The sequence below is a fragment of the Novosphingobium sp. FW305-C-30-35 genome (assembly GCF_058783135.1).
In genome coordinates this window covers 1,709,405-1,733,910 of record NZ_JBYSYJ010000001.1, presented here as the reverse complement: position 1 = coordinate 1,733,910, position 24,506 = coordinate 1,709,405, and the positions used below count along the sequence as shown (strand labels likewise).

Genomic DNA, 24,506 nt, shown 5'->3' with positions numbered 1-24,506 from the left:
GCGCAATTTCAGGCGCAGGGCATGTGCGCTTGGCGCGGAGCCTGGGTCTCCCTATAGCGAGCCTGATGGAGCCGACAAAGCCTTCCAAAGTGCATCTGTCCGACGCCCGAGGACTCGAGCTCGCCGCGCAGGTCATCACGCGCGGCGGGACGGTCGCCGTGCCGACCGAGACGGTCTATGGCTTGGCCGCCCGCGCCGACGACGATGCGGCGGTGGCCGGGATCTACCGCGCCAAGGGCCGGCCCGATTTCAACCCGCTGATCGTGCACGTGCCCGACGTTACGGCCGCCGAAGCTCTTGCTCTGTTTGACAGGCGCGCGACGAGCCTGGCGAAGGCCTTCTGGCCCGGTGCGCTGACCATTGTCCTGCCCTTGCGCGAGGGTGCACGATTGGCGCCCGCCGTCAGCGCCGGATTGCCCACCGTGGCCCTGCGTTGTCCGGCACATCCGGTAATGCAGGCCCTGTTGAAAACCTGTGGATTGCCACTCGCCGCACCATCGGCGAATCGCTCGGGCGGGGTGAGCCCGACCAGCGCAGCCCATGTCGCGGCATCTCTGGGTGACCGCGTCGAACTGATTCTCGATGGCGGCGAGACGCGGCAGGGAATCGAATCCACGATCGTCGGCCTGCGCGCGGATGGGTCATGGACCGTCCTGCGTCCGGGCCCGATCACCGAAGCCGAAATTGCCGGGGTTCTGGGCGGACAGAGCGCCGCCATGACGTCAGCAAAGATCGAGGCTCCGGGGCAGCTGGCGAGCCACTACGCCCCGGGCAAGCCCGTGCGGCTGAACGCGGTGGAGGCGCGGGCAGGGGAGTTCATGATCGGCTTCGGCGATATCGCGGGAGACGTGACGCTGTCGGCGACGGGCGATCTGGCGGAGGCGGCAGCGCGGCTCTACGCATGCCTGCATCAAGGCTCGACGGCGCCGCAACCGCTTATCTCCGTGGCACCGATCCCCGACCGTGACATCGGCGTGGCGATCAACGACCGCCTGCGCCGTGCTGCGGCCTAGAGCGCTTTAGTCGCGTGCCTCATAGGGCACGCTGGCCCGCATCGCGTCCATCTCGGCATAGATGCTGCGGGCGTCACTGCAGGCCTCATCATCACCACGGCTGCAATCGCGGCGCGCCTCTTCGTATTGCCGCGCAAGCTTGCCATAGCGCTCTTCACGGCGGCGGATTTCGCGGCCGCGCTTCTGGTCCCGCTCGGAATCGCTGACCGTGATGCGATCGTAGACGCCAGCCGTCGTGTTGACGGCCTTCGCGCCCACCCGCACCGGCGCTGTCGCCAGGTCGAACGCGCTTTTGGCGACGCAGCCGGAAAGCGCGAACGCCAGAATGGAAAGCCCTGTCAGGCGACGGCGCATGAACTTCTCCCTCAAGGGAAAAATCCCACTATCCTAGCCACTTGGCAAGCAGGACCTGCACCAGTTTGGTCCTCGCGGAGTCAATCCGGTGCAGGTTGCACTGCAGGTCACTGGCCGTCGGCATCTTCGCTGGCGTCAGCCGCGCCTGCCGTATCCTTATCGCTGTTCGGCGTGACGCCATTCTCGCAGACCAGCTTGCCCGAGCCCATGGCGCTGACCTTGCAGGTAGCGCGGCCGAAAACACGCACTTCGCCCGAACCCATGATGTTGGCCTTGACGTGTCCGTTGGAGGCAAAGCGGGCATTGCCCGAACCGGCAACGTCGACCTTGACATCGTCGACCGTCAGCCCGTCCATTTCGGCATCGCCGCTGCCGGCGACAGTCATCTTCAATTCCCTGGCCTTGCCCGCCGCGCGCAGCTTGCCCGAACCGACCACGTCGATGCCGAGCTTCTGCGCGTCGATCGCGCGCGCCTCGACCACGCCTGACCCGGCGACGGTGATCTTGGCATCGCTGCCGCCGAACTGGTCTGTGGTAAGATTGCCGGATCCGGCCAGCACGACCTCGCTCAACGCTGGAAGCGTGACGTTGACCGTAGCCGCGCGGGTTGACTGGCCGAGCTTCCAATCCTCGCGCGTGATGCCAAGCTGGCCTTCGGACAGGGCAAAGCGCAGCTTGTCGGCGCCTTCGCCCTCGACCGTGATCGCCAGCTTGTCGCCCCGGGTGATGCGCACGTTGTCGGGACCGAGCAGGGCAATGCCGGTCGGCGCCGCACCGCTCAGATCGAGATCGGCAAGCGGAACGCCCTTCTTGCCATTGAACGAGATATTGCCGCCGTCACAACCAGCGAGCGCAGTGGCCAGACCCATGACGGCAACACCAGCAAGCGCGCGAGCAAAATTCTTTAACATGACTTGGTCACTCCTGACGCTATTTCTGACTGTATTGCCGATATAACACGGTGATACGATCTCGACCAAGTCGTTGGTGGAGCCGGGCCATAAGTTGGTCGCAAAAGTGGCAACGAAAAAGGCCCCCGGTTTCCCGGAGGCCTCTTTTCATGCGCCAGTGCGTGAAACGGATCAGGCCGTTTCGTAGTACTTCGGCGCGTGTTCGTTGAGGATCGCGAGGATCTTCTTGAGCGCAGCAGGCTCGTCGGTCTTTTCCATTGCCGCGAGTTCGCGAGCGAGGCGCGAGGAAGCCGCTTCGAAGATCTGGCGTTCCGAGTAGGACTGCTCCGGCTGATCGTCGGCGCGGAACAGGTCGCGCGTCACTTCGGCGATCGACACGAGGTCACCGGAGTTGATCTTCGCTTCGTATTCCTGGGCGCGGCGCGACCACATGGTGCGCTTGACCTTGGGCTTGCCCTTGAGAGTATCGAGCGCTTCGCGCAGCGTCTTGTCGGACGACAGCTTGCGCATTCCGATCGCTTCGACCTTGTTGACAGGAACGCGCAAAGTCATGCGTTCCTTTTCGAAGCGCAGCACGTAGAGCTGCAGCTTCATGCCGGCAATTTCTTCGTCCTGAAGTTCGACCACCCGGCCGACACCATGCTTCGGATAAACGACGTAGTCCCCAACATCGAAGGCGAGAGCCTTACCTGCCATTGGTAATCCTTTCGACGCGGGCAGGACCGGCAAACGGAGATCAGCGAAGCCTTGGGGGAAATGGACATGAGCCCGCCGGATCGACGGTCATGCGAGGCTTGCGATCCGGTTGCTGTTCTTGTCCTGCCGTTTTTCGTGGTGAAAGACGCCGGACGGGCATGAACCCACCGGCGCTTGGCGGCCTACATAACATCTCGGCAACAAAATTACCACCCCTGAACGCACTGCAGCGCAGCGGAAATCGTTTGCTGTCTCCGTTGCGGAGACAACAAACGCCTTACGCTGCGCAGGCGGAGGGTCGGAAGCGCAAGGGCGGCAGGAGCCACCGGCCCTTGCAACGTGCTGAAATCAGTCGCCTTCGCCGGGCTCGGCGGAGAAGTACTTGTCGAACTTGCCTTCTTCGCCCTTGTGCTCGTCGGCATCGGCCGGAGCGTCCTTCTTGGCGGTGATGTTCGGCCACTCTGCCGAATACTTGGCGTTCAGTTCAAGCCACTGCTCGAGCCCGGATTCGGTATCGGGCAGAATCGCTTCGGCCGGGCATTCCGGTTCGCACACGCCGCAGTCGATGCACTCGCTGGGGTTGATCACCAGCATGTTCTCGCCCTCGTAAAAGCAATCAACGGGGCACACTTCGACGCAATCCATGAACTTGCAGCGGATACAGGCGTCGGTGACGACGTAGGTCATGGCGATTTGATCCCTCAGGTCTTCGTTTGAGGCCGTGCTAGAGGCCTTTATGCCATGGCGTCAAGCGGGGCCATCAAACCGGCAACCCGTCTGGCGAGGATTGGTCAGGAATTTCGAGCACACGGTAGCAGGATTGTGCTTCGCTGGCCGGGCCGCGCCGTCCGGGGATCGCCAGAACCTCGATAACGGTCACCCGGCTGCGCATCGGCAGGACGAGCACGTCGCCCATCTTCACGCCCGCGCTGCATCGCTCGATCCGGCGGCCGTTGAGGCGGATGTGGCCCGCCGAAACCCAATCCTGGGCAAGGCCGCGGCTGCCGGCGAAACGGGTGAACCAGAGGAACTTGTCGATCCGCAAGCAGGCTGTCTCCTCTCCTATCGCGCCACCAGTTCGGCGAGCGCGGCAAATGCTCCTGTGGGTGGCGGCTTCGGTCTTTCCGGCTCGGCCGCAGGTTCGCGACGGGAAGGCCGCCAGTCCCATAGTGGCGGGTGCGGGGGGCCGAATGCCTTTTCGGGCAGGCTGCGCCCCATGTGCACGCGAAAGCCTCCGGCACGCAGCAAGGCGGCATAAGCGGCGGTCGAAAGATTCATCGAGCGGGCAATCGCGGGATCCAGGAAGACGCGCCTTGCCTTCGCGGCCATGCGGGTTGCATGCGCCGCCTGGAGCAGCTTCTCGGCAAGATCGACCCGAAGACTTTCGTTGCCGAGCCTGCGGTATCCGGCAGGTGCAATCTTCGCGTGGACAACCGGCTGCATCGTCTCGGGCGGCAGGGGCGCAGGTCTGCCCCAGATGCGCGCCAGCCGGTGCCACGCCTGCATCGCACCAGGGCGCAAGGCATTGGGCAGGAACAGGTCGAGCGCACCAATGCGCACGCCCAGCTTCTTCAGGCGCTGGCGCTGCGCTGCGTCGAGCCGGTCCAGTCCCGAGCCTTCCCGCACCAGCACCCCGCCCGCTTCCACGAGATGGAGCAGCAGCGCGCGCAGTTCAGGCCCGGAAGCGGGATCGCGGCTGGCTTCGTCGAGCGCAAGCAGGGGTTTGAGATGGCGCTGGTGCTGCGTCTGCAGCCAGCCGTCCAGCGCCGCGACGACTTCCGCCTTGTCGGTGGGAGCAAGCCTGTCCAGCGCGACGTCGGGCTTGAGCCGAGGGGCCAGCATGGTTCGCCCGCGCTCGAGCTTGGCGACCACGGTGTCCTGCCAGACCAGCGCGGTGTCCTCGAACTCGATGCCCCTGGATTCGCGCGTGGCTTTGGCCAGCGCCTTGGCGCGATTGTGCAGGAGGCCCGGCAAGTGGCGCTCGGCGGCAGCCAGCAGCAGTCGGCGATCCTCGGCACGGGCGAGGGGATCGACCACGAAGCGGAAGCCCTCAAGATGTCCGATCGGCTCGTCATCCACGAGTACCGCGCCCTCGTCCGACAGACGCACCGGCAGCAGCGATGCGTCAGCCCCGGCCTTGCGCATCAGCACGGCAGTGCGGCGATTGACGAAGCGTTCGGTCAGCCGCGCGTGCAGCGCATCGGAAAGGCGCGCCTCTACGGCGCGGGCGCGGGCGGACATTTCGTCCTTAGCCAGCACCCAGTCAGGCCGCTGCGCGATGTAAGCCCACGAACGGATTGCGGAAATTCGAGCCTGCAGAGTGTCGATATCGCCCGAAGGATTGTCGAGCTGGGCGATCGCCTGCGCCACGTAGTCCGCGCCGAGATAGCCATGGCGCAGATCCTGCCACAGGCGGGCGACGAAGCGGCTGTGCGTTTCCTCCCCCTGCGAGCGGAAATCAGGCAGGCGGCAGACGTCCCAGAACCGTTCGACCGCACGCTTGCCGCGCACGCTCGACGCCGTATCCACATCTTCGGCCAGGCGTTTGAGCACCGCAAGGTCGATAGCCTGCGGAGGCGTCGCCAGTTCGGGGCGAGGGGGGAGGCTTTCGAGGTCCTCGATCAACGTTGCAAGGCTGTCGAAGCGCGGCTCCGCCTCGCGCCAGAACAGGCGGGTGAGGGGCGGGAAGCGGTGTTCCTCGATCGCGTAGATTTCCTCGTCGGTGAATTCAGGATTGGTGCCACCCGCGCCTGCCAACGTGCCGAAAGTGCCATCGCGCTGGTGCCGCCCGGCGCGGCCGGCGATCTGTGCCATTTCCGCTGTCGTCAGGCGGCGCTGGCGATGGCCGTCGAACTTGGACAAACCGGCGAAGGCGACATGATGGACATCGAGATTGAGCCCCATGCCCACGGCATCGGTGGCGACGAGATAGTCGACCTCGCCCGCCTGGTACATCGCCACCTGGGCATTGCGGGTCTGCGGGCTGAGCGCCCCCATGACCACCGCCGCGCCGCCGCGGAAGCGCCGCAGCATCTCGGCCATGACATAGACCTGCTCGGCACTGAAGGCGACAATCGCGCTGCGCGGCGGAATGCGCGAAAGCTTCTTGGCACCGACATGCGTGAGCGTCGAAAAGCGCGGGCGAGTGACGATTTCCGCCTCGGGCACCAGCGCCTTGATCATCGGCTCCAATGTCGAGGAGCCAAGCAGCATCGTCTCCTCGCGACCGCGCGTGTGCAGCAGGCGATCGGTGAAGACGTGGCCGCGTTCGGGATCGGCGGAGAGCTGAGCTTCGTCCAGCGCGACGAAGGCAAGGTCCGGGCGCGAAGGCATCGCCTCGACCGTGCAGAGATGCCAGCGCGCGCCCTTGGGCTCGATCTTCTCCTCGCCGGTGATCAGCGCGACGTTGTCCGCGCCCTTGATCGCGCAGACACGGTCATAGACCTCACGCGCCAGCAGCCGCAGCGGAAAGCCGATCGCACCCGAGGAGTGCGCGCAGAGACGTTCGATCGCGAGGTGGGTCTTGCCGGTGTTGGTCGGCCCAAGCACCGCCTTGACCACGCCTCCACCATTTGCGCCGGTGTGGGCGCTCTTCCGAGGCTGGGCAGGAATGCGCGGGGCCATGTGTCTGAATGTGGCGGGCATGATGCCCATAAACAAGAAAGGGCGGGGAATTTATCCCCGCCCTCGATTCTCGTGCGCTCATAGAGCTTACTGGTTCCCCCAGAGTTACTGGTTCATCGTCGCGAAGAAGTCTTCGTTGGTCTTCGAATCCTTCATCTTGTCGAGCAGGAACTCCATCGCATCGACAGTGCCCATCTGCATGAGGATGCGGCGCAGGACCCACATCTTCGAGAGCTGGTCCTTCGGCACAAGCAGCTCTTCCTTGCGGGTGCCGCTCTTGCCCACATCGAGCGCGGGGAAGATGCGCTTGTCGGCAACCTTGCGGTCGAGCACGATTTCCGAGTTGCCGGTGCCCTTGAATTCTTCGAAGATCACTTCGTCCATGCGGCTGCCGGTGTCGATCAGCGCGGTGGCGATGATCGACAGCGAGCCGCCTTCCTCGATGTTGCGGGCAGCACCGAAGAAGCGCTTGGGGCGCTGCAGGGCATTGGCGTCGACACCGCCGGTCAGCACCTTGCCCGAGGAGGGCACCACGGTGTTGTAGGCCCGGCCCAGGCGAGTGATCGAATCGAGCAGGATGACGACGTCACGCTTGTGCTCGACCAGGCGCTTGGCCTTTTCGATGACCATCTCGGCAACCTGCACGTGGCGCGTGGCGGGCTCGTCGAAGGTCGAGGAGATGACCTCGCCCTTCACGCTGCGCTGCATGTCGGTGACTTCTTCCGGGCGTTCGTCGACCAGCAGCACGATCAGGAAGACTTCCGGATGATTGTCGGTGATCGCCTTGGCCATGTTCTGCAGCAGCACGGTCTTGCCGGTGCGCGGCGGGGCGACGATCAGCGCGCGCTGGCCCTTGCCCTGCGGGCTGACCAGATCGATCACGCGGGCCGACTTGTCCTTGACCGTCGGGTCGAGCGTGTCGAGCTTGAGGCGCTCGTTCGGGTAGAGCGGGGTGAGGTTGTCGAAGTTGACGCGGTGGCGCACGGCCTCCGGCTCGTCGAAGTTCACCTTGATCAGGCGGGTGATCGCGAAATAGCGCTCACCATCCTTGGGCGCGCGGACTTCGCCTTCGACGGTATCGCCGGTGCGCAGGCCCCACTTGCGGACCTGGTTGGGCGAAACATAGATATCGTCAGGGCCGGCAAGGTAGTTGGCCTCGGGGCTGCGCAGGAAGCCGAAGCCGTCGGGCAGGACTTCGATCGTGCCGATGCCGAGGATTTCCTCGCCGTCTTCCGCCATTTCCTTGAGGATGGCGAACATCAGGTCCTGGCGGCGCATGGTGCTGGCGCCTTCGACCTCGAGCTCTTCGGCCATCTGGACCAGCTCGGCGGGGGTTTTCTGCTTGAGTTCCTTCAGGTGCATTTCGTGTTTTTCCAAAGGGTTGGATAGATGGCCGGAAACCTCTGAAGGGCTTGGAGAAAGCGAGAGGGCGGCTGCATCGATCGGCAGCACATCTACATTCCGGTTCGCCGCAGATATGCCTGCGCCAGCCGATAGTCAATTGTGGATAGGGGCACGGGGGTGGTATCCTCCCGGCATCAAACCGGAAAACCGGTCTTTCGAGAGGAACAACAATGATCAGATTGCCCCGTCGCGGCGAAACCTTCCCCCGCCCGCAGGCACAAGATGCTCCGGCCAATGCCTGGGGCTCGCAATGGAAGCATCTGCCGCGTTCGCCCATGCACCTGGTGCGTAACGCAATGCGCGATGGCCTGCGGACCTTGCGCGGCTGACCTGGGCTCTGACCCCTCCCGCCTGAGGGAGGGGAGAAGAGTCAGAACGGCTTCACGATCACCATGATCACGATCACCGCGGCAGCGATGCCCGGGATCTCGTTGAGCATGCGCAGCTTCTTGCCTGAAAGCTTCCGCACCCCTTGGGCGAGCAACTGCGCGTAGCTGGCCAGCCAGAAGTGATAGGCCGTCAGCACCAGGACGAAGGCCAGCTTGAGGTGGAACCACCCTTGCGCAAACGCGCCGATGTCCACCGCCAGCAGCAGCCCGAGCACCCAGACCACCACCAGAGCCGGCCACATGATGATCTTCATCAGCTTGCGCTCGCGGTCCACCCAGATCGCGTTCTCGGGCGAACCTTCCGGCGCTTCCTGGTGATAGACGAAGAAGCGCGGCAGCATGAACAGGCCGGCCATCCAGAAGATCACGAAGATGACATGGCCCGCCTTGAGCCAGAGATAGAGCATCGCCAATACCTGCTGCATCTGTTGCGGCTCCGCCTGCCAGTGCGCCCCTGCTGAGGGCTATTTCGGCGTCTGGCGAAGGGTTTGCAAGGGGACAAAGGTCCCGGTGAAGGGCTAGTAGAGCTTCAATTCGAGGAACGTTTCGTGGAGCTTGTGCGGAATGCTGGCTTCGTCGAGCAGCTTTGACAACCCGGCGATATCCTGTGTGTGCGACCAGAAAATCCACTTTTCATCGACATGATAGTCTTCAGTGTACTCTGCCGGAATGATCACATGCGCTATGTCGTTGTATGGGATCGGCTCTCGCCACATCCCGCCGTCGCGGAGGCCGTTCTCCTGTAGGTCTTTCTCCACAGCCAGTGGCAGAGTCCAGTACAGCGTGTCGTATCCAAGCCGATCATGAGACGTCCAAGCACAGTAGGACTTTATAAAATCCGCTCTTAGAGGTGCCGTGGGTTCATTAACCTCACTCTTGAGCGTCCCGCGAATGTGCCGTGAGGCAATCGTGAAGAACGTCCGCCACTGTTCCGCCGTCAGTTCCACGGCTCAGTCCCGTGACCAGCCCCGCACGATCTTCAGCAGCGCCTCCACGTTTTCGATCGGGGTGTGCTGGCCGATGCCGTGGCCCAAGTTGAACACGTGCGGGCGGTCGGCGAAGGCTTCGAGGACGAGGGTGGTCTGCCTTTCCAGCTCCGGCCCGCCCGCGAGCAGCAGCAGCGGATCGAGGTTGCCCTGCACCGGCATCCCGGCAGGCATTTCGCGCGCGGCCCACAGCGGGTCGATGGTCTCGTCCACGCCCACGGCATTGACGCCGGTCTCGCGGGCATAGGCGGCCAGCTTCTCACCTGCGCCCTTGGGGAAACCGATCACCGGCACGTGCGGATAACGGCGCTGCATTTCGGCCGCGATCCTGGCATTGGGGGCGATGACCCAGCGTTCGAATTCGGCAGGAGCAAGGCTGCCCGACCATGAATCAAACAGCTGCAGGCCTTCGGCACCGGCCTCGACCTGTCCCGAAAGGTATTCGATGGTTACCTGCGTGATGGCATCGATGATCGCCTGGAACTGGCCGGGATCGCGATAGGCCAGCGCACGGGTATCGTGATGATCGCGGCTGCCTTCGCCTGCCACCATGTATGTGGCAACCGTCCATGGGCTTCCGGCAAAGCCCAGCAGCGTCGTCTCAGGGCCGATCTGTGCCTTCACCTTGGCCACCGTCTCGTAGATTGGCGAAAGGCGCTCAGGCACCGCGACAAGGCTTTCCAGCGCAACGTCGAGCAGGCGAGGAGACAGGTCCGGGCCTTCGCCGACGAGGAACTTGAGATCCTGACCCATCGCATAGGGCACGATCAGGATGTCCGAGAACAGGATCGCACCGTCGAAACCGAAGCGGCGGATCGGCTGCACGGTCACTTCTGCCGCGGCGTCAGTGTCATAGACCAGCGCCAGGAAACCGCCCTTTTCCGCGCGCAACTCGCGGTATTCGGGCAGGTAGCGCCCCGCCTGGCGCATCAGCCAGATCGGCCGACGGGAGAGATTCTCACCCTGAAGAGTCCTGAGAAGAGGGCCGGGCATTTCGATCCAATCCACTAAAATAGATTCTTAGAATCAGGTTGAAGGTGTTTGTTGGCCCTGTGGAAACCGGGGATTGCGTGTCACTGCCCGATTTGTGAGTCCGCTTCCACACTTTTTGCTGTTCGCGACTCTGGACAGCACATGAGTCAACGCGAAGTTCTCACCGCTCTCCACAGGCTGGGGAAAACGCTGTCCACTTGTCCACAAATGGTCCTGAACAGGACTCGGATCGAGGGTGAATCTGCGGGTCAAACTTGTCCCTGACTCTCTCCCGTGGTTTATCGGTCCTGTTTCCACAGGGTCATCCCGGCCCTGCCCGGATGTCCACGGAAAGCCCGCCAATGCAGCGCCTGCACCTGCACCTCCTGTCGGATTCCACCGGTGAAACGCTGGAAATGATCGCCAAGGCGGCGCTCGCGCAGTTCGATGGCGCAGACGTCGTGCGGCATTTCTGGCCGATGGTGCGTTCGATGCAGCATCTCGATCGCATCATGGGCGAAATTGCCGCAAATCCGGGACTTGTCCTGTTCACGCTGGTCAATGCCGAAACGCGCGAGCGACTGGAACAGCGCTGCATTGCCCTGGGCCTGCCGATGGTCCCCGCGCTCGATGCGGTGACGGATGCGCTGCAGCAGCAGCTCGGCGTTCAGGCCAAGGGTCGCCCCGGCCGCCAGCACATGATGGACGAGGCCTATTTCGCCCGCGTCGATGCGATCCAGTTCACCATTGCCCACGATGACGGCGTGAACTGGGAAAACTGGGAAGAGGCCGACATCGTGCTCGCCGGCGTTTCGCGCAGTTCGAAGACGCCGACCTCGATCTACCTCGCCAATCGTGGATACAAGGTGGCGAACATTCCGATCGTGGTGGAAAGCCCGCCGCCGCCGATGCTGTTTTCCCTGCGTCGGCCAATGGTCGTGGGCCTTACCACCAGTCCGGAGCGCCTGATCGCGGTGCGTCGCAACCGCCTCCTGTCCTTGAACCAGGCGCCCGAGACCGCATATGTCGACAACGAACAGGTGACGCGCGAAGTGCAGTACGCCCGCCGCATGTTCGCCGACAATGGCTGGCCTGTGATCGACGTGTCGCGGCGTTCAATCGAGGAAACAGCAGCGGCCGTGATCAATCTCTATAACGAACGTGGCGCTGCTGGCGGCAGCGGGGACGGAGCAAAACCGATATGACATTCGTGCCCCAGAAGCTGATTTTGGCCAGCCAGAGCTTCTCGCGCCGGATGATGCTCGAAGCCGCGGGTGTGCCCTTCGAGACGCGCACGTCCGATGTTGACGAAGCCGCGATCAAGCGCGAGCTGATCGGCGTCACCGGCTGCCAGATTGCCAGCGTTCTTGCCGAAGCCAAGGCTTTGGCCGTGTCGCTTGCCATGCCCGGACGGCTGGTGCTCGGCGGGGACTCGATGGTCGAAGTCTGCGGCCGTCAGTTCGACAAGCCGACGAGCCGCGAGAACGCTGCCGAGCATCTCGAATTCTTCTCAGGCAAAGACATGCACCTCCATTCCGCTGCCGTGCTGATGCGCGAAGGCAAGGTGGTGTGGAAAACCTGCGAGACCGCAAACCTGCGGGTCCGGGAGCTTTCTCCCGCATTTATCCAGAGCTATCTCGACAGGGAGTGGCCCGAGGTTTCGGGCTGTGTCGGCGTGTTCCGCATCGAGGCGCTGGGCGTGCAACTGTTCGAGAGAATCGAGGGCAGCCACTTCACGGTTCTCGGAATGCCGCTATTGGCGCTGCTGGGCGCGTTGCGTGAACAGGGTGAGTTGCCGTCTTGAAGCCTGACAAAGTTTCCGGGCCTTATGCCGAAGTGATCGGCGATCCGATCGCACAATCGAAATCCCCGGTGATCCACGGCTTCTGGCTGGAAAAGCTCGGCCTCGAAGGGCGCTATGATCGCGCGCATGTGAAGCCTGAAGGTCTCGCCGACTACCTTGCCGCGCGTCGCGCCGATCCTGAATGGCGCGGCTGCAACGTGACCATGCCGCACAAGCAGGCGGTGATTCCACTGCTCGACCGGCTGGACCCCTTGGCCGCGCGCATCGGCGCGGTGAACACCGTGGTGCCCGAAGACGGCGCGCTGGTCGGCTACAACACCGATGCGCCCGGCTTCCTCGAACCGCTGCGCGAAGACCTCGCCAGAACGCACTACTTCCGCATGGCCCGCGTGCTCGGCACCGGCGGCGCGGCGCGGGCCATCATCGCCGCGCTGGCGGACGAGCACATTGTCGTGGTGCTGGCCGGCCGCAATGTCGAAAAGGCCCGCGCCTTGCTCGACGAACTCGATCCGCAGGGCGAGCACCACGTCGCCCCGCTCGATCATTTCGCCGACGCCACCGATTTCGCTTTCGATGACCGCGAAGGCTGCTTCGACCTCGTCGTCAATGCCTCGTCGCTGGGCATGAGCGGTCAACCCCCGCTCGCCTTCGACATGACCCACGCCCCGCCGGGCTCGGTATTCTACGACATCGTCACCAGCCCGCTCGAAACCGAATTCCTGAAAGCCGCCAAGGCCGCCGGATTCCGCACGGTCGATGGCCTGTCGATGCTGATCGGCCAGGCCGACCACGCCTTCCGCCGCTTCTTCGGCGCCGTGCCGCCGCGCGGGCAGGCAGACAACGAACTGCGTGCGAGAATTCTGGCATGAGCAGGCCCTACATCCTCGGACTCACCGGCTCGATCGGCATGGGCAAGTCTGCCGTCGCGCTCATGCTGCGCGAACTGGGCGTGCCGGTATTCGATGCCGATGCCGCCGTGCACCACCTGCAAGGCCCGGGCGGCGAACTGATCCCAGCCATCGAGGAAGCCTTCCCCGGCACCACCGGCCCCGAAGGCGTCAAACGGCAGGAATTGGGCGCGAAGGTATTCGGCAATCCCGAAGCATTGAAGCGTCTTGAAGCCATCGTCCATCCTGCCGTTGCCCGCATGCGCCACGCCTTCATGGTAGAGCACATGGGCGAACCGCTCGTGGTGTTCGACATTCCGCTGCTTTATGAAAAGGGCCATGGAGCGGATCTCGACGCGGTCATGGTCGTCTCCGCCCCCGCCGAGGTGCAGCGAAAGCGCGTGCTCGCCCGTCCCGGCATGACGCCCGAAAAATTCGCCCACATTCTTTCGCTACAGGTGCCTGACGCCGAGAAGCGCGCCCGGGCGACCCACGTGATCAACACCGGCGTCACCCTCGCCGAGACGGAGGCCCAAGTTGCCGCGCTAGTTGCGGCCATCCGGGAAAAAAACCCCCGTCGGTAACCGTCTCACCCCCTTGCCAGTCCGCGGCGAGGGGTCCACATATTCTTCAATGCGTGAGATCGTTTTCGATACCGAGACGACTGGACTGGACCCGAAAAGCGGGGATCGGCTGGTCGAGATCGGCTGTGTCGAAATGGTCAACCGGGTGCCTACGGGCCAGGTTTTCCATTGTTATTTCAATCCTGAGCGCGACATGCCGGCCGAGGCTGAAGCTGTCCACGGCCTGTCGATCACATTCCTTTCCGACAAGCCGAAGTTTGCCGAACTGGCAGACGAGTTTCTCGCCTTCATCGCCGACTCGCCGATGGTCGCGCACAACGCCGGATTCGACTTCGGCTTCATCAACAACGAGCTGGAAATGTGCGGGCGCCAACCTGTCAGCCGGGATCGCATGGTCGATACGGTGGCGATCGCGCGGCGCAAGCACCCCGGTGCCAAGCTCAGCCTCGATGCCTTGTGCACGCGCTACGGCATAGATCGCAGCCACCGCACCAAGCACGGGGCGCTACTTGACGCGGAACTGCTCGCCCAGCTCTATGTCGAGCTGATAGGCGGGCGGCAGATCGGCCTTGAACTGGCGGCAGTTGCCGCAGGGGCAGCCGGTCTCGTCGTGGTGGAGGAGTCGATCACCGTCACCTCCAGCCTGACCCGCACCTTCCGTTCCCCGCGCCCGCACGCTGCGAGCGCAGAGGAGCTTGCCCGTCATGCCGAATTCATGGCGGGCTTTGCCGAGCCGATCTGGTCGCGCTGAAACCTTCCGGCTTGCCCGTGGGTTCAGTCAGACCGGGCGTCTCGCCCGAGTGACAGGAGAAGTGACTTATGGATATTCGCGTTTCGGGACACCAGGTCGAAACCGGCGCTGCGCTGCAGACCCATGCCGAGGAGCGCCTCGGCGCCATCGTCGACAAGCACTTTTCCCGAGCGCTTTCCTCGAACGTGACCTTGGGCAAGGCCCCGCACGGGGGCTTTCGATGTGACATCGTAACCCACGTGACCCAGGGCCTGATCCTCAAGGGCAGCGCCGTGGCGCAGGACGCGCACGTTGCGCTCGACCAGTCGGCCGAGAAGATCGAGAAGCAGCTGCGCCGTTATCGCCGCCGCATCAAGGACCGCCATGAAGGCGCCGATCACGCCCGCAAGGCAGACGAGGCCAACTTCGAACTGCAGGAAGCCGCCTACACCGTCTTCGCCCATGACGAAGCGGGTGAGGAAGAACCCGCCGACGCACCGCTGGTCATCGCCGAAACCCGCGTCGACGTGCCCACTGCCAGCGTCTCGGACGCAGTGATGATGCTCGACTTGCGCAACACCAATGCCCTGCTGTTCAAGAACGCCGGCACCGGGGTGCACAACATGGTCTATCGCCGTGGTGACGGATCGATCGGCTGGGTCGAACCCAAGTAAGGCCCAAGTAAGGACCGCCAGGCCAACCCGGCTCGCCACGGCGGGCCGGGGATGGCAAATGCAAGCCTGCGTACGGCCCAGGAACGTGCTTTGCGCTTGCCTTCCCCCGCATTCGGGAGCATGGCGCGCCCCAATTCACCGTGCCTTTGCACTCATGTGATACGTTTTACCGTATGTCGGCTCTGTTCCAACTCGATCCACAAGCTGTCCGCGTCATCCGCGCCGATTCCAAGCAGCAGATCCTTGCCGATCTCGCTGCCTGCTTCGCGTCGGTCTACGCGCTCGACAAGGAAGTGGTGATCGATGGGATCGAGGAACGCGAAAAGCTTGGCAGCACCGGCTTCGGCCGAGGCGTTGCCATTCCCCACGCGCGTATCGACGGGCTGGAACGTCCGGTTGCAGTGTTCTTCCGGCTCGAGAATCCGGTCGAATTTGCCGCCGCCGATGGCATGCCGGTCGATTGCGTGTTCGGTCTGCTCTCGCCCTCGCAGGCTGGCGCCACGCATCTTCAGGCCCTCGCTGCGATCTCGCGCCTGATGCGGGACGAGCGGATGCACGAGCGTCTGGTCTCCGCTACCGATGCCGATGCGATCTACGGCCTGCTTGTCAACGTCATCGATCGCGATGCCGCCTGAGGACGGCGCCGACAGCGCAAGCCTGCACTGGCGCGCGCTGGAAGGTCTCTACGCTTCGGCGCCGGTCAACAGCCTGTTCGAATCCCGCCTGGAAATCGTCGGCGAGGGCTTGTCCCGCATCCATTTCGATGTCTCGCCCTCGTGTTTTCATGCTGCTGGGGCGGCCCATGGCACCATCTACTTCAAGATGCTCGATGACGCCGCGTTCTACGCTGCGAACACGCTGGTTACCGACCGTTTCCTGCTGACCACATCGTTCAACCTGTTCTTCAGCCGCCCGATCAAGGGCGGGCGCGTCACGGCGGAAGGGCGCTGGGTCTCGGGCCGGCGCCGCGTGCTCGTGGCCGAAGCGCGCCTGATCGATGAGGAAGGCGAGGAAGTGGGGCGGGGAACCGGCACGTTCCAGCGCTCGCGCATCCCCTTGTCCAGCCTCGATGGCTACAACGCCGGCCTGCGCGCCGCGCTCGCCTGATCCGCAGTGACGGAATCGCGCCTTCCGGCACACCTCGAAGTCCAGGGAATCATCCGTGCGGTCCAAGCCGAAGGCGGCTTTGCCATGGTGCTGCACAAGGGCGAACGCGATGGCGGAACAGTCCTGATTGTTATCTTGGAAAATCAGTCTCTTGGCATTCTTTACGAACGCATGCCCGACGTTGATGGACGCCGCAAATGGCGGGTTTCCAAGTCACAAGTAATTGATAATAAGCAGGAATTCGAAGACTATCTGAGCCGCCGAATGCAGCAGGATCCGGACGTGTGGATAGTTGAACTGACCGTCGCGGATCGCGAACGGTTCGTCCGGGACAACCTTTCCGCTGGCTGAACGCGGGTTGACTCTTCCGCAGCGCACAATAAAGGCCCCATACCGATTTTTGCGCAGGCGGTGACGGACGGCAGCAAGGCCCGACGCACTGGCACGCAGACGGGGGGCAACCGACATGGCCCTTCGGCGATTGACCGACACGCGGCATCGTTCGCGCACACCGGCCTTTTGTCGCGCCATGGCAGGAAGCTCACCGCCCATTGACGACAAAGTATGAGCACGAAGTTCAAATACGCAGCCAGCTTCAGCATTGCTGCGACTTTCATCACAACGCTTCTCAGCACTGGCGGATCCCACGCCGCCGCTCAAAGCCTCAACACCCCGGCCGCGATCACCGCGACCTTCATCTCCCAGCCCGTCGTTCAGCCCACCCCGATTCAAGCCGTTGCCACCGCAACGCCCGGAGCTGCCATCGAAGCTGAAGCCGCCGACGCGGATTCGCTTGCCGAGCTGGTCGAGGACACCCCGATTCCCGCCACACTGTCGAACGAGCTCGAGTGCCTTGCCGGCGCCGTCTACTTCGAAGCAAAGAGCGAAACTCTTGCCGGACAGCTTGCCGTCGGTCGCGTGATCGTCGCTCGCGCCAATTCCGGGCGCTTTCCTTCGTCGTACTGCGGCGTGATCTACCAGCCCTCGCAGTTTTCGTTCGTTCGCGGCCACGGCATGCCGGCAATCAACCGCGACAGCCGCGCCTGGCAGACGGCCGTGCGCATCGCCAAGATCGCCGATGAAGGCCTGTGGAAGAGCCCGGTAGAGGGCGCAATGTTCTTCCACGCGGCGCACGTCTCACCGCGCTGGGGCAAGACCCGCATCGCGCGCGTCGACAGCCATATCTTCTATCGCTGATTTCAGCTGCCTTGGACGGCAATGAAAAGGGCCGGTCCCCGATGCGGGGCCGGCCCTTTCTTCTTGGCGTCTCCCTCGCCGTGGCGAGGGACGTAATCAATCAATGTCGGAAGTGGCGCATGCCCGTGAAGACCATGGCCAGGCCGGCCTCGTCGGCGGCCTTGATCACGTCTTCGTCGCGGATCGAGCCACCGGGCTGGATCACGCAGGTCGCGCCTGCTTCCACCGCCGCCATCAGGCCATCGGCAAACGGGAAGAACGCATCCGAAGCAACGGCAGAGCCTACCGTGCGCACTTCGGCAAAACCGTGGGTTTCAGCCGCTTCCTTGGCCTTGGCTGCCGCAATGCGCGAGCTGTCGCGGCGATTCATCTGGCCCGCACCGATACCGGCGGTGACGCCGTCCTTGGCATAGACGATCGCGTTTGACTTGACGTGCTTGGCCACGGTCCACGCGAACAGGGCGTCTTCCAGCTCCTGCTCGGTCGGGGCGCGCTTGGTCACGACCTTGAGGTCGGCCTTCTCGATCTTGCCGGCATCGCGATCCTGCACCAGCAGGCCGCCTGCGATCGGCACCGTCGTCAGGCCCTTGCGATTGGCATCGGGCAGGCTGTCGATCAGCAGCAGGCGCAGGTTCTTCTTGCGCGCAAAGGCTTCCTTGGCCGCATCGTCGGCGCCGGGCGCCACGACCACCTCGGTGAAGATTTCGCAAATCGCGTTCGCGGTCGGCCCGTCGAGCGGAACGTTGGTCGCCACGATGCCGCCGAATGCCGAAACCGAATCGCACTCCAGCGCGTCCTTCCACGCATCGAGCAGCGTATCCGCCGTGGCGACGCCGCAGGGATTGGCGTGCTTGACGATGACCACGGTCGGCTTGGCGCCGGCGAACTCCGCCACCAGTTCCAGCGCGGCGTTGGCATCGTTGTAGTTGTTGTAGGACAGCTCCTTGCCCTGCACCTGGGTTGCCTGTGGCAGGCCGGTGACGGCAGGATTGCGCGGCACATAGAGCGCTGCGTCCTGGTGCGGATTCTCGCCATAGCGCAGCGTCGTCACGCGGGTGTGCGCGGTGGCGAGGACGGGCGGGAAGTGCTCGCCCTGGTCCACGGTGGCGAACCACTGCGAGATCGCCGAGTCATAGGCCGCCGTCGCCGCATAGGCCTTGGCCGCCATCTTGCGCCGGAAGGCCAGCGTCGTCGCGCCGCCGGTCTGCTCCAGCTCGCCCAGGAACGTGGCATAGTCGGCAGCGTCGGTCAGGATCGTCACGTAATCGTGGTTCTTGGCGGCAGAGCGCACCATCGAAGGTCCGCCGATGTCGATGTTCTCGATCACCTCGTCGCGCTCGGCACCCTTGGCCACGGTCGCCTCGAAGGGATAGAGGTTGACCACGACCAGATCGATCGCGCCGATCTGGTGTTCGGCCATGGCGGCGGCATGTTCGGGATTGTCGCGCACGGCCAGAAGGCCACCGTGGATCGTCGGGTGCAGCGTCTTGACGCGGCCATCCATCATTTCCGGAAAGCCGGTGTGCTCCGACACGTCCTTCACGGTGAGGCCTGCATCGCGCAGTGCCTTGGCTGTGCCGCCGGTCGAAAGCAGCTCGACGCCGCGCGCTGCCAGCGCCTTGCCAAGATCCACAAGACCGGACTTGTCGGACACCGAAAGCAGCGCCCGCTTGATCGTAACCTCGCTCACGTGGGAATTCCTATCTATCGCATCTTCTTCAGCAGCCAGGAGAAGCTCTCGCCGCTGCGGGGAACCTTGGCCGTCACGACCAATTGCCGCGTGCCGATAGGCCTTCCGAGCCCGTCTGCCCAGAGGGATTCCTCTATTCCGACCGCATCGCGGCCAGAGCGGAACTGCCACAGGCTGCCGTCTGGCAGCGATAGCGTCACGCCTTTGCCATCCGCGCTGGCGGCCAGTTCGATATGGGGCCCGAGATGAAAGCGCAGAGCAACGCCGATCATCCCGCGCTTGCCCTTGCGCCCCGACGGCACCAGCAGGTCTTCGCCGCGCAGCTCGGTCCCGTCATCGCGCAGGATCAGGATGCGGCGGTGGGTCAGGCCGTAGCGGCTGACGTAACCGTTGTGGCTCGCCTCGATCCGCGTGGCGCCGGGCCCTGCACCTTCGGCCGAAAGCGTGCGCCGATCGACCTCGACCTCGGACACGCCTGAACCCAGCTTGCCGTTGATCAGCACTGCGGTGGAATTGAAATCGTCGATCGTCAGCGTCGAATGCGCTGCCGTCGCGCGCAGGCCCTGTTCAAGCCGCAGCGGGATCATGCCGCCGGCAAAGGCCGCGCCGCCGCAGTTGACGATCAGCCGCTCCGCCCCGTGGCTCAGCTCGAATGCGAGCGTCGAAGCACAGCCATCGCGCGTATGCCGCGCCACCGGCGGGGGCCCCGCATCGAACTGCAGCACCGCCTTGCCTGCCGTCGCGCGTTGGTAGCCCCACTGCCGCGCATCGCGCAGGGGCCGCGTGCGGACGCCGCTGGCGCGCACCAGCTCCTCGATCCGCTCGGCCGGGACAGCGCCCGCGCCCTGCCAGTTGCCAAGGCCGCCATCGCCGTGAAGCAGCGCCAGCAGGGGCGGCACCAGCAGCGTCAGCATCGTCTGGATCTGCGGTAGCGGTTCGGCCCGGATCGCCTCGTAGCAGGCGCGCAGGTCCACCAGCAGCTCGATCGCCTCGATCTGGCAGAGCGGGCTGCGCGACAGCACGCCGCCATCGTCACCCACCAGTTCGCCCAGCGCCTTGACCAGCCCGGCCTCGCCATAAAGGCGGCGCGGCTTGCCATCGGCCATGAGCAGACCGACCGCGACCAGCGCGCACCAGCCTGCCACTTCGGAAAGCCGGTCGTCAGCCTTGGTCACGCGGCGGTCGAGCCAGCGTGCCGTGTCCTCGATCGTGTGCAGCACCCGCGTCCGGAACGCGCGGTCCTGGCCCGAAAGGATCAGCGGCGCGTGGACCATCCAGTTCAGCAGGCGGTGGCCGACATTGCCCACGTCCCACGCCGGCGTCGGGTCCGGCTTGGGATTGGCGGCCAGCCAGGTCTGGAGAATACGCTCGGCCACTTGTGCGCATTGTGCCCGCGTGCCGCCCGATTCAAGATCGCGCAGCCAGCGGAAACCATGGACCATCCGCTCGAACGAGGGCGACAGGCGGGGCCCCGAAAAGGCCGTGTCGGCGATGGGTGACTTGTAGCCGTGGACAAGGAAATGCCCGGCGCGCAAGGCCTTGCCCGCTGCGGCATCGCCCGGCAGCGGCGGCGTGACCGTGGCCGTCAATCGCGTGCGGGCGCGCTTGCGGAAAGGATGGATCGCGCTGGCCGGAAGTCCCAGGCTGTAGGCGAACCGCACCAGCCTGTCGCCCGTGCCGATGGCGGGAGGTGCGAAATCGGCAAGGGCAAGCGCGCGCCCCGGCTCGATCACCGCCGGGTCCGGGCGGTCGTCGTCAAGCGCCACGTAGCGGCTGCTTGCCTCGGGCGTCGGATCGGCCAGCGGTTCCTCCTTCGTCGCATCGAGCGGGATGGCGGGCGTGGGAGCAGAGCGGCCAGCACCTGCCGGGCGACTTCCAACATCCGGGAAGCCGCGTGTCTCCATGTCAGGCGGCCTCACCCTGCCCGAGGGCCTTCAGGGCGGCGATGTTGGCCGCATACTGCGAAGGGCCGCCCTTGAACGTGGCGGTCCCGGCGACCAGCACGTCGGCCCCGGCTTCGACGCAGGAGCGGATCGTGCGTGTGTCGACCCCGCCGTCGACCTCGAGGTGGATGTCACGGCCCGACTTGTCGATCATTTTCCTCACCGCCTCGATCTTGCGAAGCTGGCTGGAAATGAAGCTCTGCCCGCCAAACCCGGGGTTCACGCTCATGATCAGGACCAGATCGACGTCATCGATAAGGTAATCGAGCATCTTCGCCGGGGTTCCGGGGTTGAGCGAAACGCCCGCCTTCTTGCCAAGGCCCTTGATCGCCTGAACCGTGCGATGAATGTGCGGGCCTGCTTCGGGATGAACCGTGATGATGTCCGCCCCGGCATCGGCAAATGCCTGAAGGTAGGAATCGACCGGCGAGATCATCAGGTGCACGTCAAACGGCTTGGTCGTGTGCGGGCGCAGCGCCTTTACCACCATCGGTCCGATCGTGATGTTGGGCACGAAGTGGCCGTCCATCACGTCGACGTGGATCCAGTCTGCCCCGGCTGCATCGATTGCGCGCACTTCCTCGCCCAGCCTGGCGAAATCTGCGGAAAGGATCGACGGCGAAATCAGCGGGGTCATCTGGTCATCTTCCTGCGTCGGGTGGCAGGCAGATTGGTAAACGCTCATGCGCTCAGGCATAGCCACCCCATCCCTTGCGCTTACCTTTCGCGAATCGGCGGAACAAGCATTATCGGCCTCATTATCCACACGGAATGTCCCGCTTTGGAGGCGGTTGCTGGGATGAACGGCGGGCGAGCCAAGGGTTCAGCCACTATTCACGGCACGAATCTTACTTAACGAACCAGCCAACCGCCGTTATTGGAATCGGCGGGGAAGAAACGAGGCGCTGCGAGAGCTTTCATTGGAAGCGCGTGGATCAAGCGGTTGCCGCAGGAAACATCGAAATCGGGGCTTTTTGATATGACCAAGCCGAGACGGCTGCGCGCTGCGGCCGCTTTGACTGCCACTGCACTCGCCGCCACTGCAATGGGTGGAAGCACTGCTGCCAGTGCGGCTGGCCCGAACTGTGCAGGGCCGGTGAGCGACACCTGGATCAACGTCACGATCGACGGCGTGCGCAACGGCAACGGACTGATGGCGGTGACCCTCTATGCCGACGAGCCGCGCAAGTTCCTCGTCAAGAAGGGCTCGATGTACGTCGGCCGCGTTGATGCCACGGCGCCCGAAACGCGCATGTGCCTTTATGTGCCCAAGCCCGGCGTCTATGCGCTCGCCGTCTATCACGACGAGGATGCGAGCCGTAACATCAAGCGCAGCGGGGTTCTCGGCCTGCCCGAGGAAGGCTTCGGCTTTTCCAACAATCCGCCGACGATCGCGAGCATTCCCTCGTTCCGCTCGGTCCGCCTGAACATCTCGAAGTCGGGCCTGTCGACCCGGATTCATCTTAAGTATCCGTGAACGCTTGCCTCCTCCCCTCCCGCAGGCGGGAGGGGTTGGGGGTGGGAAGCTGGTGTATTACTCGCCCGCAGGCACGCCGATATCCGCGAAAGTGCGCGCCAGGTGCCATGGCGCCAGTTCCTCGGCCAGCGCATGGGCGCGCGGATCGTCGACGTCCATCCACCACGCATCGTCGATGTCCATGGTGCCCGCGCGTCCTGCATCGGCGAGCCGTTGCATGCCGTCCGAAAGGCTGCCGGGCTTGCCTTCGGCAATCGCCTCGTGGATCGCCCTGGCCAGGTCCGGGGTGGCCAGAAATGCCCCGCAATCGACCGCATCATAGGGTGCGATGGTCTTGCCGATAGCGGTAATCATGCCGTCGTCATCCATCTTGACCCAAGTCGCGTCCTCGGGATCGACCAGCGGGTTGTCGATGCGGCGGTCAACCGCCAGCGTCACGGCGCAGTCCGGCCGGTGTTCGTGGATCAGCCGCTCCAGAATGTCGGCATCGAACATGTGGTCGGCCATCATCAGCAGATAGTTGCCGTCGCAGCGCGTGGCCCCGGCCATGACCGAATGGCCGTTGGGCGTGGACCAGTTGGTCAGTCGCACCGGCACGATCTCGATGCCGGCGCGCATCGAAAGGTCGGCAAGAAAACCTTCCAGAAGGTCGGCCTGATGGCCGGTCACCACGACGACGCGCGTAACGCCGGCCTGCATGGCCTGCCGCACGCCGATTTCGATCAGCGGCACGCCCGCAACCGGGGTCATCGGCTTCGACGGGGAAAGCTCGGCAAGGCGGCTGCCAAAACCGGCAGCGATGATCAGCGCATCCATGGTCGCTTCGGGTAAAGCTTTAGGAGCCAAATGAAAAGGCCGACCAGACGAAACGTCGGGCCGGCCTTTCAATCCGTCAGGGAAGCTGTCGCTTATTCAGCGGCGAGCTTCTCGACCGAAGCGTATTCGTCGACCATCTGGGCGGCGACGTCGTCGTTGAACTGCTGCGGCGGGTGCTTGCAGAAGTAGGCCGACGGGCCGATCAGCGCACCACCTTCGCCACGGTCGAGCGCGACCTTGCAGCAGCGGATCGCGTCCATCACGCAAGCAGCCGAGTTCGGGCTGTCTTCAACCGACAGGCGCAGTTCCAGGTTCATCGGAACGTTGCCCCACTGCTGGCCTTCCATGCGGATGAAGCACAGCTTGTTGTCCTTCTGCCAAGGAACATAGTCCGAAGGACCAACGTGGATGTTCTCGTCCTCGAGACGCGTCGCGAGCATTGCCTGCACGGCCTCGGTCTTCGATTCCTTCTTGCTGCCCAGACGCTGGCGGTCGAGCATGTTCATGAAGTCGGTGTTGCCACCGGTGTTGAGCTGGTAGGTGCGCTCGACGTTCACGCCGCGAGCAGCGAACAGGCTGGAAAGCACGCGGTGAACGATCGTTGCACCGACCTGCGCCTTGATGTCGTCGCCGACGATGGGGATGCGCTTCTCGCGGAACTTCGCTTCCCATTCCGGGGTCGAAGCGATGAACACAGGCATGCAGTTGACGACGGCGACGCCGGCTTCAAGCGCGCATTCCATGTAGAATTCGGTGGCTTCCTGCGAACCGACGGGGAGGAAGTTCAGGAGAACTTCGGCGCCCGATTCCTTGAGAGCCTTGACGATGTCGGCCTGGGTGGCTTCGGGCTGGTCGGCCACGATGAAGCCCTTTTCGCCGACCGAGGTCATGTGCGCGGCAACGCCGTCCGACACGCGGCCCATGATCACCTTGCCGCCGGTCATCGGGACATTGGGCTGGAACACGGTGGTGTTGTTCGGCGCGGCGAAGATCGCCTCGGCGATGTCCTTGCCAACCTTGCGCGCATCGACGTCGACGCCGAGCACGAAATCGACGTCACCGGCGCCATAGCCGCCAATGCGGTCGTGGATGAGGCCCTGCGACGAATTGTTGTTGCGATAGTAGGCTACACCCTGCACCAGCGAGCTAGCGCAGTTGCCCACGCCGATCACGGCGACCTTGATTGGCTTCATGAATAACGATCCCTTCAGACAGGCGCCCTGCGGCGGCTGTAATCAAACTGCCTCA

General features: G+C 64.1%; 28 protein-coding genes. 13 read left to right on the top strand and 15 right to left on the bottom strand.

Translation table 11 applies throughout. The features are described from left to right. Window positions 1-65: 65 nt before the first annotated feature. Complete coding sequence (locus tag AC3WLM_RS08585; protein ID WP_492477125.1) at window positions 66-1,013, top strand: L-threonylcarbamoyladenylate synthase; 948 nt, start codon at window positions 66-68, stop codon at window positions 1,011-1,013. Window positions 1,014-1,019: 6 nt separating this feature from the next. On the opposite strand, the gene AC3WLM_RS08580 is transcribed toward AC3WLM_RS08585, so the two are convergent. The 7 genes from AC3WLM_RS08580 to rho form a co-directional block, all read right to left on the bottom strand. Further along, window positions 1,020-1,367, bottom strand: coding sequence for a hypothetical protein (locus AC3WLM_RS08580; RefSeq protein ID WP_039333198.1), 348 nt, complete (start codon window positions 1,365-1,367; stop codon window positions 1,020-1,022). Window positions 1,368-1,474: 107 nt separating this feature from the next. Further along, window positions 1,475-2,278, bottom strand: a complete 804-nt coding sequence (locus tag AC3WLM_RS08575; RefSeq protein WP_492477124.1) for a head GIN domain-containing protein — start codon at window positions 2,276-2,278, stop codon at window positions 1,475-1,477. A gap of 171 nt (window positions 2,279-2,449) precedes the next feature. Then, window positions 2,450-2,974 (bottom strand): CarD family transcriptional regulator, encoded by a 525-nt coding sequence (locus tag AC3WLM_RS08570; RefSeq protein ID WP_011443787.1) that lies wholly within the window; start codon window positions 2,972-2,974, stop codon window positions 2,450-2,452. Window positions 2,975-3,322: 348 nt separating this feature from the next. Beyond that, the gene (fdxA, locus tag AC3WLM_RS08565) at window positions 3,323-3,661 is read right to left on the bottom strand and encodes a ferredoxin FdxA (RefSeq protein WP_011443786.1); all 339 of its coding nucleotides are present in this window, start codon (window positions 3,659-3,661) and stop codon (window positions 3,323-3,325) included. A gap of 73 nt (window positions 3,662-3,734) precedes the next feature. After that, window positions 3,735-4,019 (bottom strand): RNA-binding S4 domain-containing protein, encoded by a 285-nt coding sequence (locus tag AC3WLM_RS08560; RefSeq protein WP_230487733.1) that lies wholly within the window; start codon window positions 4,017-4,019, stop codon window positions 3,735-3,737. A 17-nt stretch (window positions 4,020-4,036) separates the two neighbouring features. Next, complete coding sequence (locus AC3WLM_RS08555) at window positions 4,037-6,598, bottom strand: helicase-related protein (protein WP_492477123.1); 2,562 nt, start codon at window positions 6,596-6,598, stop codon at window positions 4,037-4,039. A gap of 105 nt (window positions 6,599-6,703) precedes the next feature. Further along, a complete protein-coding gene (rho, locus tag AC3WLM_RS08550; protein WP_039333211.1) occupies window positions 6,704-7,960 on the bottom strand; it encodes a transcription termination factor Rho in 1,257 nt (418 codons plus the stop codon). 212 nt (window positions 7,961-8,172) lie between these two features. Between rho and AC3WLM_RS08545 the strand changes: the two genes are divergently transcribed. Next, window positions 8,173-8,331, top strand: coding sequence for a hypothetical protein (locus AC3WLM_RS08545; RefSeq protein WP_156135736.1), 159 nt, complete (start codon window positions 8,173-8,175; stop codon window positions 8,329-8,331). Window positions 8,332-8,372: 41 nt separating this feature from the next. Here AC3WLM_RS08545 and AC3WLM_RS08540 read toward each other — a convergent pair whose 3' ends face one another. The 3 genes from AC3WLM_RS08540 to hemE form a co-directional block, all read right to left on the bottom strand. Then, the gene (locus AC3WLM_RS08540; RefSeq protein ID WP_427463617.1) at window positions 8,373-8,816 is read right to left on the bottom strand and encodes a CopD family protein; all 444 of its coding nucleotides are present in this window, start codon (window positions 8,814-8,816) and stop codon (window positions 8,373-8,375) included. A gap of 93 nt (window positions 8,817-8,909) precedes the next feature. Beyond that, window positions 8,910-9,338, bottom strand: coding sequence for a hypothetical protein (locus AC3WLM_RS08535; RefSeq protein ID WP_492477122.1), 429 nt, complete (start codon window positions 9,336-9,338; stop codon window positions 8,910-8,912). Between the two features lie 3 nt (window positions 9,339-9,341). Further along, window positions 9,342-10,370, bottom strand: coding sequence for a uroporphyrinogen decarboxylase (gene hemE / locus AC3WLM_RS08530; protein ID WP_492477121.1), 1,029 nt, complete (start codon window positions 10,368-10,370; stop codon window positions 9,342-9,344). A gap of 341 nt (window positions 10,371-10,711) precedes the next feature. Here hemE and AC3WLM_RS08525 point away from each other — a divergent pair, with 341 nt between their 5' ends. The 10 genes from AC3WLM_RS08525 (at window position 10,712) to AC3WLM_RS08480 (ending at window position 17,332) form a co-directional block, all read left to right on the top strand. Next, window positions 10,712-11,554, top strand: a complete 843-nt coding sequence (locus AC3WLM_RS08525) for a pyruvate, water dikinase regulatory protein (RefSeq protein WP_039333360.1) — start codon at window positions 10,712-10,714, stop codon at window positions 11,552-11,554. Continuing rightward, the gene (locus AC3WLM_RS08520; RefSeq protein WP_492477120.1) at window positions 11,551-12,153 is read left to right on the top strand and encodes a Maf family protein; all 603 of its coding nucleotides are present in this window, start codon (window positions 11,551-11,553) and stop codon (window positions 12,151-12,153) included. The genes AC3WLM_RS08525 and AC3WLM_RS08520 overlap by 4 nt, the downstream gene beginning before the upstream one ends. Then, window positions 12,150-13,022: a shikimate dehydrogenase gene (aroE, locus tag AC3WLM_RS08515; protein ID WP_492477119.1), complete on the top strand. Its 873-nt coding sequence runs from the start codon at window positions 12,150-12,152 to the stop codon at window positions 13,020-13,022. The genes AC3WLM_RS08520 and aroE overlap by 4 nt, the downstream gene beginning before the upstream one ends. Next, on the top strand, window positions 13,019-13,624 hold the full coding sequence (gene coaE / locus AC3WLM_RS08510; RefSeq protein WP_492477118.1) for a dephospho-CoA kinase: 606 nt from the start codon (window positions 13,019-13,021) through the stop codon (window positions 13,622-13,624). Before aroE ends, coaE begins: the two co-directional genes overlap by 4 nt. A gap of 49 nt (window positions 13,625-13,673) precedes the next feature. Further along, a complete protein-coding gene (dnaQ, locus tag AC3WLM_RS08505; RefSeq protein WP_492477117.1) occupies window positions 13,674-14,375 on the top strand; it encodes a DNA polymerase III subunit epsilon in 702 nt (233 codons plus the stop codon). Window positions 14,376-14,443: 68 nt separating this feature from the next. Next, window positions 14,444-15,028 (top strand): ribosome hibernation-promoting factor, HPF/YfiA family, encoded by a 585-nt coding sequence (gene hpf, locus AC3WLM_RS08500; RefSeq protein WP_062343044.1) that lies wholly within the window; start codon window positions 14,444-14,446, stop codon window positions 15,026-15,028. A gap of 173 nt (window positions 15,029-15,201) precedes the next feature. Next, window positions 15,202-15,663 carry a PTS sugar transporter subunit IIA gene (locus tag AC3WLM_RS08495; RefSeq protein ID WP_039333222.1) on the top strand — a complete coding sequence of 154 codons (462 nt, stop codon included), beginning with the start codon at window positions 15,202-15,204 and terminating at the stop codon, window positions 15,661-15,663. Further along, window positions 15,653-16,135: a PaaI family thioesterase gene (locus tag AC3WLM_RS08490; RefSeq protein WP_039333224.1), complete on the top strand. Its 483-nt coding sequence runs from the start codon at window positions 15,653-15,655 to the stop codon at window positions 16,133-16,135. Before AC3WLM_RS08495 ends, AC3WLM_RS08490 begins: the two co-directional genes overlap by 11 nt. A gap of 6 nt (window positions 16,136-16,141) precedes the next feature. Beyond that, complete coding sequence (locus AC3WLM_RS08485) at window positions 16,142-16,486, top strand: DUF1491 family protein (protein WP_039333226.1); 345 nt, start codon at window positions 16,142-16,144, stop codon at window positions 16,484-16,486. Window positions 16,487-16,699: 213 nt separating this feature from the next. Further along, entirely contained in the window at window positions 16,700-17,332 is a 633-nt protein-coding gene (locus AC3WLM_RS08480) for a cell wall hydrolase (RefSeq protein WP_492477116.1), read from the top strand. 100 nt (window positions 17,333-17,432) lie between these two features. Here the strand turns inward: AC3WLM_RS08480 and purH are convergent, their stop codons facing one another. The 3 genes from purH to rpe are packed head-to-tail and all read right to left on the bottom strand — an operon-like array spanning window position 17,433 to window position 21,602. Next, window positions 17,433-19,022 (bottom strand): bifunctional phosphoribosylaminoimidazolecarboxamide formyltransferase/IMP cyclohydrolase, encoded by a 1,590-nt coding sequence (gene purH / locus AC3WLM_RS08475; RefSeq protein WP_427463610.1) that lies wholly within the window; start codon window positions 19,020-19,022, stop codon window positions 17,433-17,435. 14 nt (window positions 19,023-19,036) lie between these two features. Then, window positions 19,037-20,926, bottom strand: coding sequence for a heparinase II/III family protein (locus AC3WLM_RS08470; RefSeq protein ID WP_193827376.1), 1,890 nt, complete (start codon window positions 20,924-20,926; stop codon window positions 19,037-19,039). A 1-nt stretch (window position 20,927) separates the two neighbouring features. Next, window positions 20,928-21,602, bottom strand: coding sequence for a ribulose-phosphate 3-epimerase (gene rpe / locus AC3WLM_RS08465; protein WP_193828484.1), 675 nt, complete (start codon window positions 21,600-21,602; stop codon window positions 20,928-20,930). Window positions 21,603-21,944: 342 nt separating this feature from the next. Between rpe and AC3WLM_RS08460 the strand changes: the two genes are divergently transcribed. Further along, window positions 21,945-22,442 carry a DUF2141 domain-containing protein gene (locus AC3WLM_RS08460; protein WP_039333233.1) on the top strand — a complete coding sequence of 166 codons (498 nt, stop codon included), beginning with the start codon at window positions 21,945-21,947 and terminating at the stop codon, window positions 22,440-22,442. A 57-nt stretch (window positions 22,443-22,499) separates the two neighbouring features. On the opposite strand, the gene AC3WLM_RS08455 is transcribed toward AC3WLM_RS08460, so the two are convergent. Together AC3WLM_RS08455 and AC3WLM_RS08450 are read right to left on the bottom strand one after the other, a co-directional pair. Further along, complete coding sequence (locus AC3WLM_RS08455; RefSeq protein ID WP_039333235.1) at window positions 22,500-23,258, bottom strand: phosphocholine cytidylyltransferase family protein; 759 nt, start codon at window positions 23,256-23,258, stop codon at window positions 22,500-22,502. Between the two features lie 92 nt (window positions 23,259-23,350). Beyond that, entirely contained in the window at window positions 23,351-24,451 is a 1,101-nt protein-coding gene (locus AC3WLM_RS08450) for an inositol-3-phosphate synthase (RefSeq protein ID WP_039333237.1), read from the bottom strand. Window positions 24,452-24,506: the final 55 nt, after the last annotated feature.

What these genes read in the sequence shown, in the direction of transcription:
- AC3WLM_RS08585 (WP_492477125.1), top strand. Translation starts at nt 66, where the DNA reads ATGGAGCCGACAAAGCCTTCCAAAGTGCATCTGTCCGACGCCCGAGGA.
- AC3WLM_RS08580 (WP_039333198.1), bottom strand. Translation starts at nt 1,367, where the DNA reads ATGCGCCGTCGCCTGACAGGGCTTTCCATTCTGGCGTTCGCGCTTTCC.
- AC3WLM_RS08575 (WP_492477124.1), bottom strand. Translation starts at nt 2,278, where the DNA reads ATGTTAAAGAATTTTGCTCGCGCGCTTGCTGGTGTTGCCGTCATGGGT.
- AC3WLM_RS08570 (WP_011443787.1), bottom strand. Translation starts at nt 2,974, where the DNA reads ATGGCAGGTAAGGCTCTCGCCTTCGATGTTGGGGACTACGTCGTTTAT.
- fdxA (WP_011443786.1), bottom strand. Translation starts at nt 3,661, where the DNA reads ATGACCTACGTCGTCACCGACGCCTGTATCCGCTGCAAGTTCATGGAT.
- AC3WLM_RS08555 (WP_492477123.1), bottom strand. Translation starts at nt 6,598, where the DNA reads ATGGCCCCGCGCATTCCTGCCCAGCCTCGGAAGAGCGCCCACACCGGC.
- rho (WP_039333211.1), bottom strand. Translation starts at nt 7,960, where the DNA reads ATGCACCTGAAGGAACTCAAGCAGAAAACCCCCGCCGAGCTGGTCCAG.
- AC3WLM_RS08545 (WP_156135736.1), top strand. Translation starts at nt 8,173, where the DNA reads ATGATCAGATTGCCCCGTCGCGGCGAAACCTTCCCCCGCCCGCAGGCA.
- AC3WLM_RS08540 (WP_427463617.1), bottom strand. Translation starts at nt 8,816, where the DNA reads ATGCAGCAGGTATTGGCGATGCTCTATCTCTGGCTCAAGGCGGGCCAT.
- hemE (WP_492477121.1), bottom strand. Translation starts at nt 10,370, where the DNA reads ATGCCCGGCCCTCTTCTCAGGACTCTTCAGGGTGAGAATCTCTCCCGT.
- AC3WLM_RS08525 (WP_039333360.1), top strand. Translation starts at nt 10,712, where the DNA reads ATGCAGCGCCTGCACCTGCACCTCCTGTCGGATTCCACCGGTGAAACG.
- AC3WLM_RS08520 (WP_492477120.1), top strand. Translation starts at nt 11,551, where the DNA reads ATGACATTCGTGCCCCAGAAGCTGATTTTGGCCAGCCAGAGCTTCTCG.
- coaE (WP_492477118.1), top strand. Translation starts at nt 13,019, where the DNA reads ATGAGCAGGCCCTACATCCTCGGACTCACCGGCTCGATCGGCATGGGC.
- dnaQ (WP_492477117.1), top strand. Translation starts at nt 13,674, where the DNA reads ATGCGTGAGATCGTTTTCGATACCGAGACGACTGGACTGGACCCGAAA.
- hpf (WP_062343044.1), top strand. Translation starts at nt 14,444, where the DNA reads ATGGATATTCGCGTTTCGGGACACCAGGTCGAAACCGGCGCTGCGCTG.
- AC3WLM_RS08495 (WP_039333222.1), top strand. Translation starts at nt 15,202, where the DNA reads ATGTCGGCTCTGTTCCAACTCGATCCACAAGCTGTCCGCGTCATCCGC.
- AC3WLM_RS08490 (WP_039333224.1), top strand. Translation starts at nt 15,653, where the DNA reads ATGCCGCCTGAGGACGGCGCCGACAGCGCAAGCCTGCACTGGCGCGCG.
- AC3WLM_RS08480 (WP_492477116.1), top strand. Translation starts at nt 16,700, where the DNA reads ATGAGCACGAAGTTCAAATACGCAGCCAGCTTCAGCATTGCTGCGACT.
- AC3WLM_RS08470 (WP_193827376.1), bottom strand. Translation starts at nt 20,926, where the DNA reads ATGGAGACACGCGGCTTCCCGGATGTTGGAAGTCGCCCGGCAGGTGCT.
- rpe (WP_193828484.1), bottom strand. Translation starts at nt 21,602, where the DNA reads ATGACCCCGCTGATTTCGCCGTCGATCCTTTCCGCAGATTTCGCCAGG.
- AC3WLM_RS08460 (WP_039333233.1), top strand. Translation starts at nt 21,945, where the DNA reads ATGACCAAGCCGAGACGGCTGCGCGCTGCGGCCGCTTTGACTGCCACT.
- AC3WLM_RS08455 (WP_039333235.1), bottom strand. Translation starts at nt 23,258, where the DNA reads ATGGATGCGCTGATCATCGCTGCCGGTTTTGGCAGCCGCCTTGCCGAG.
- AC3WLM_RS08450 (WP_039333237.1), bottom strand. Translation starts at nt 24,451, where the DNA reads ATGAAGCCAATCAAGGTCGCCGTGATCGGCGTGGGCAACTGCGCTAGC.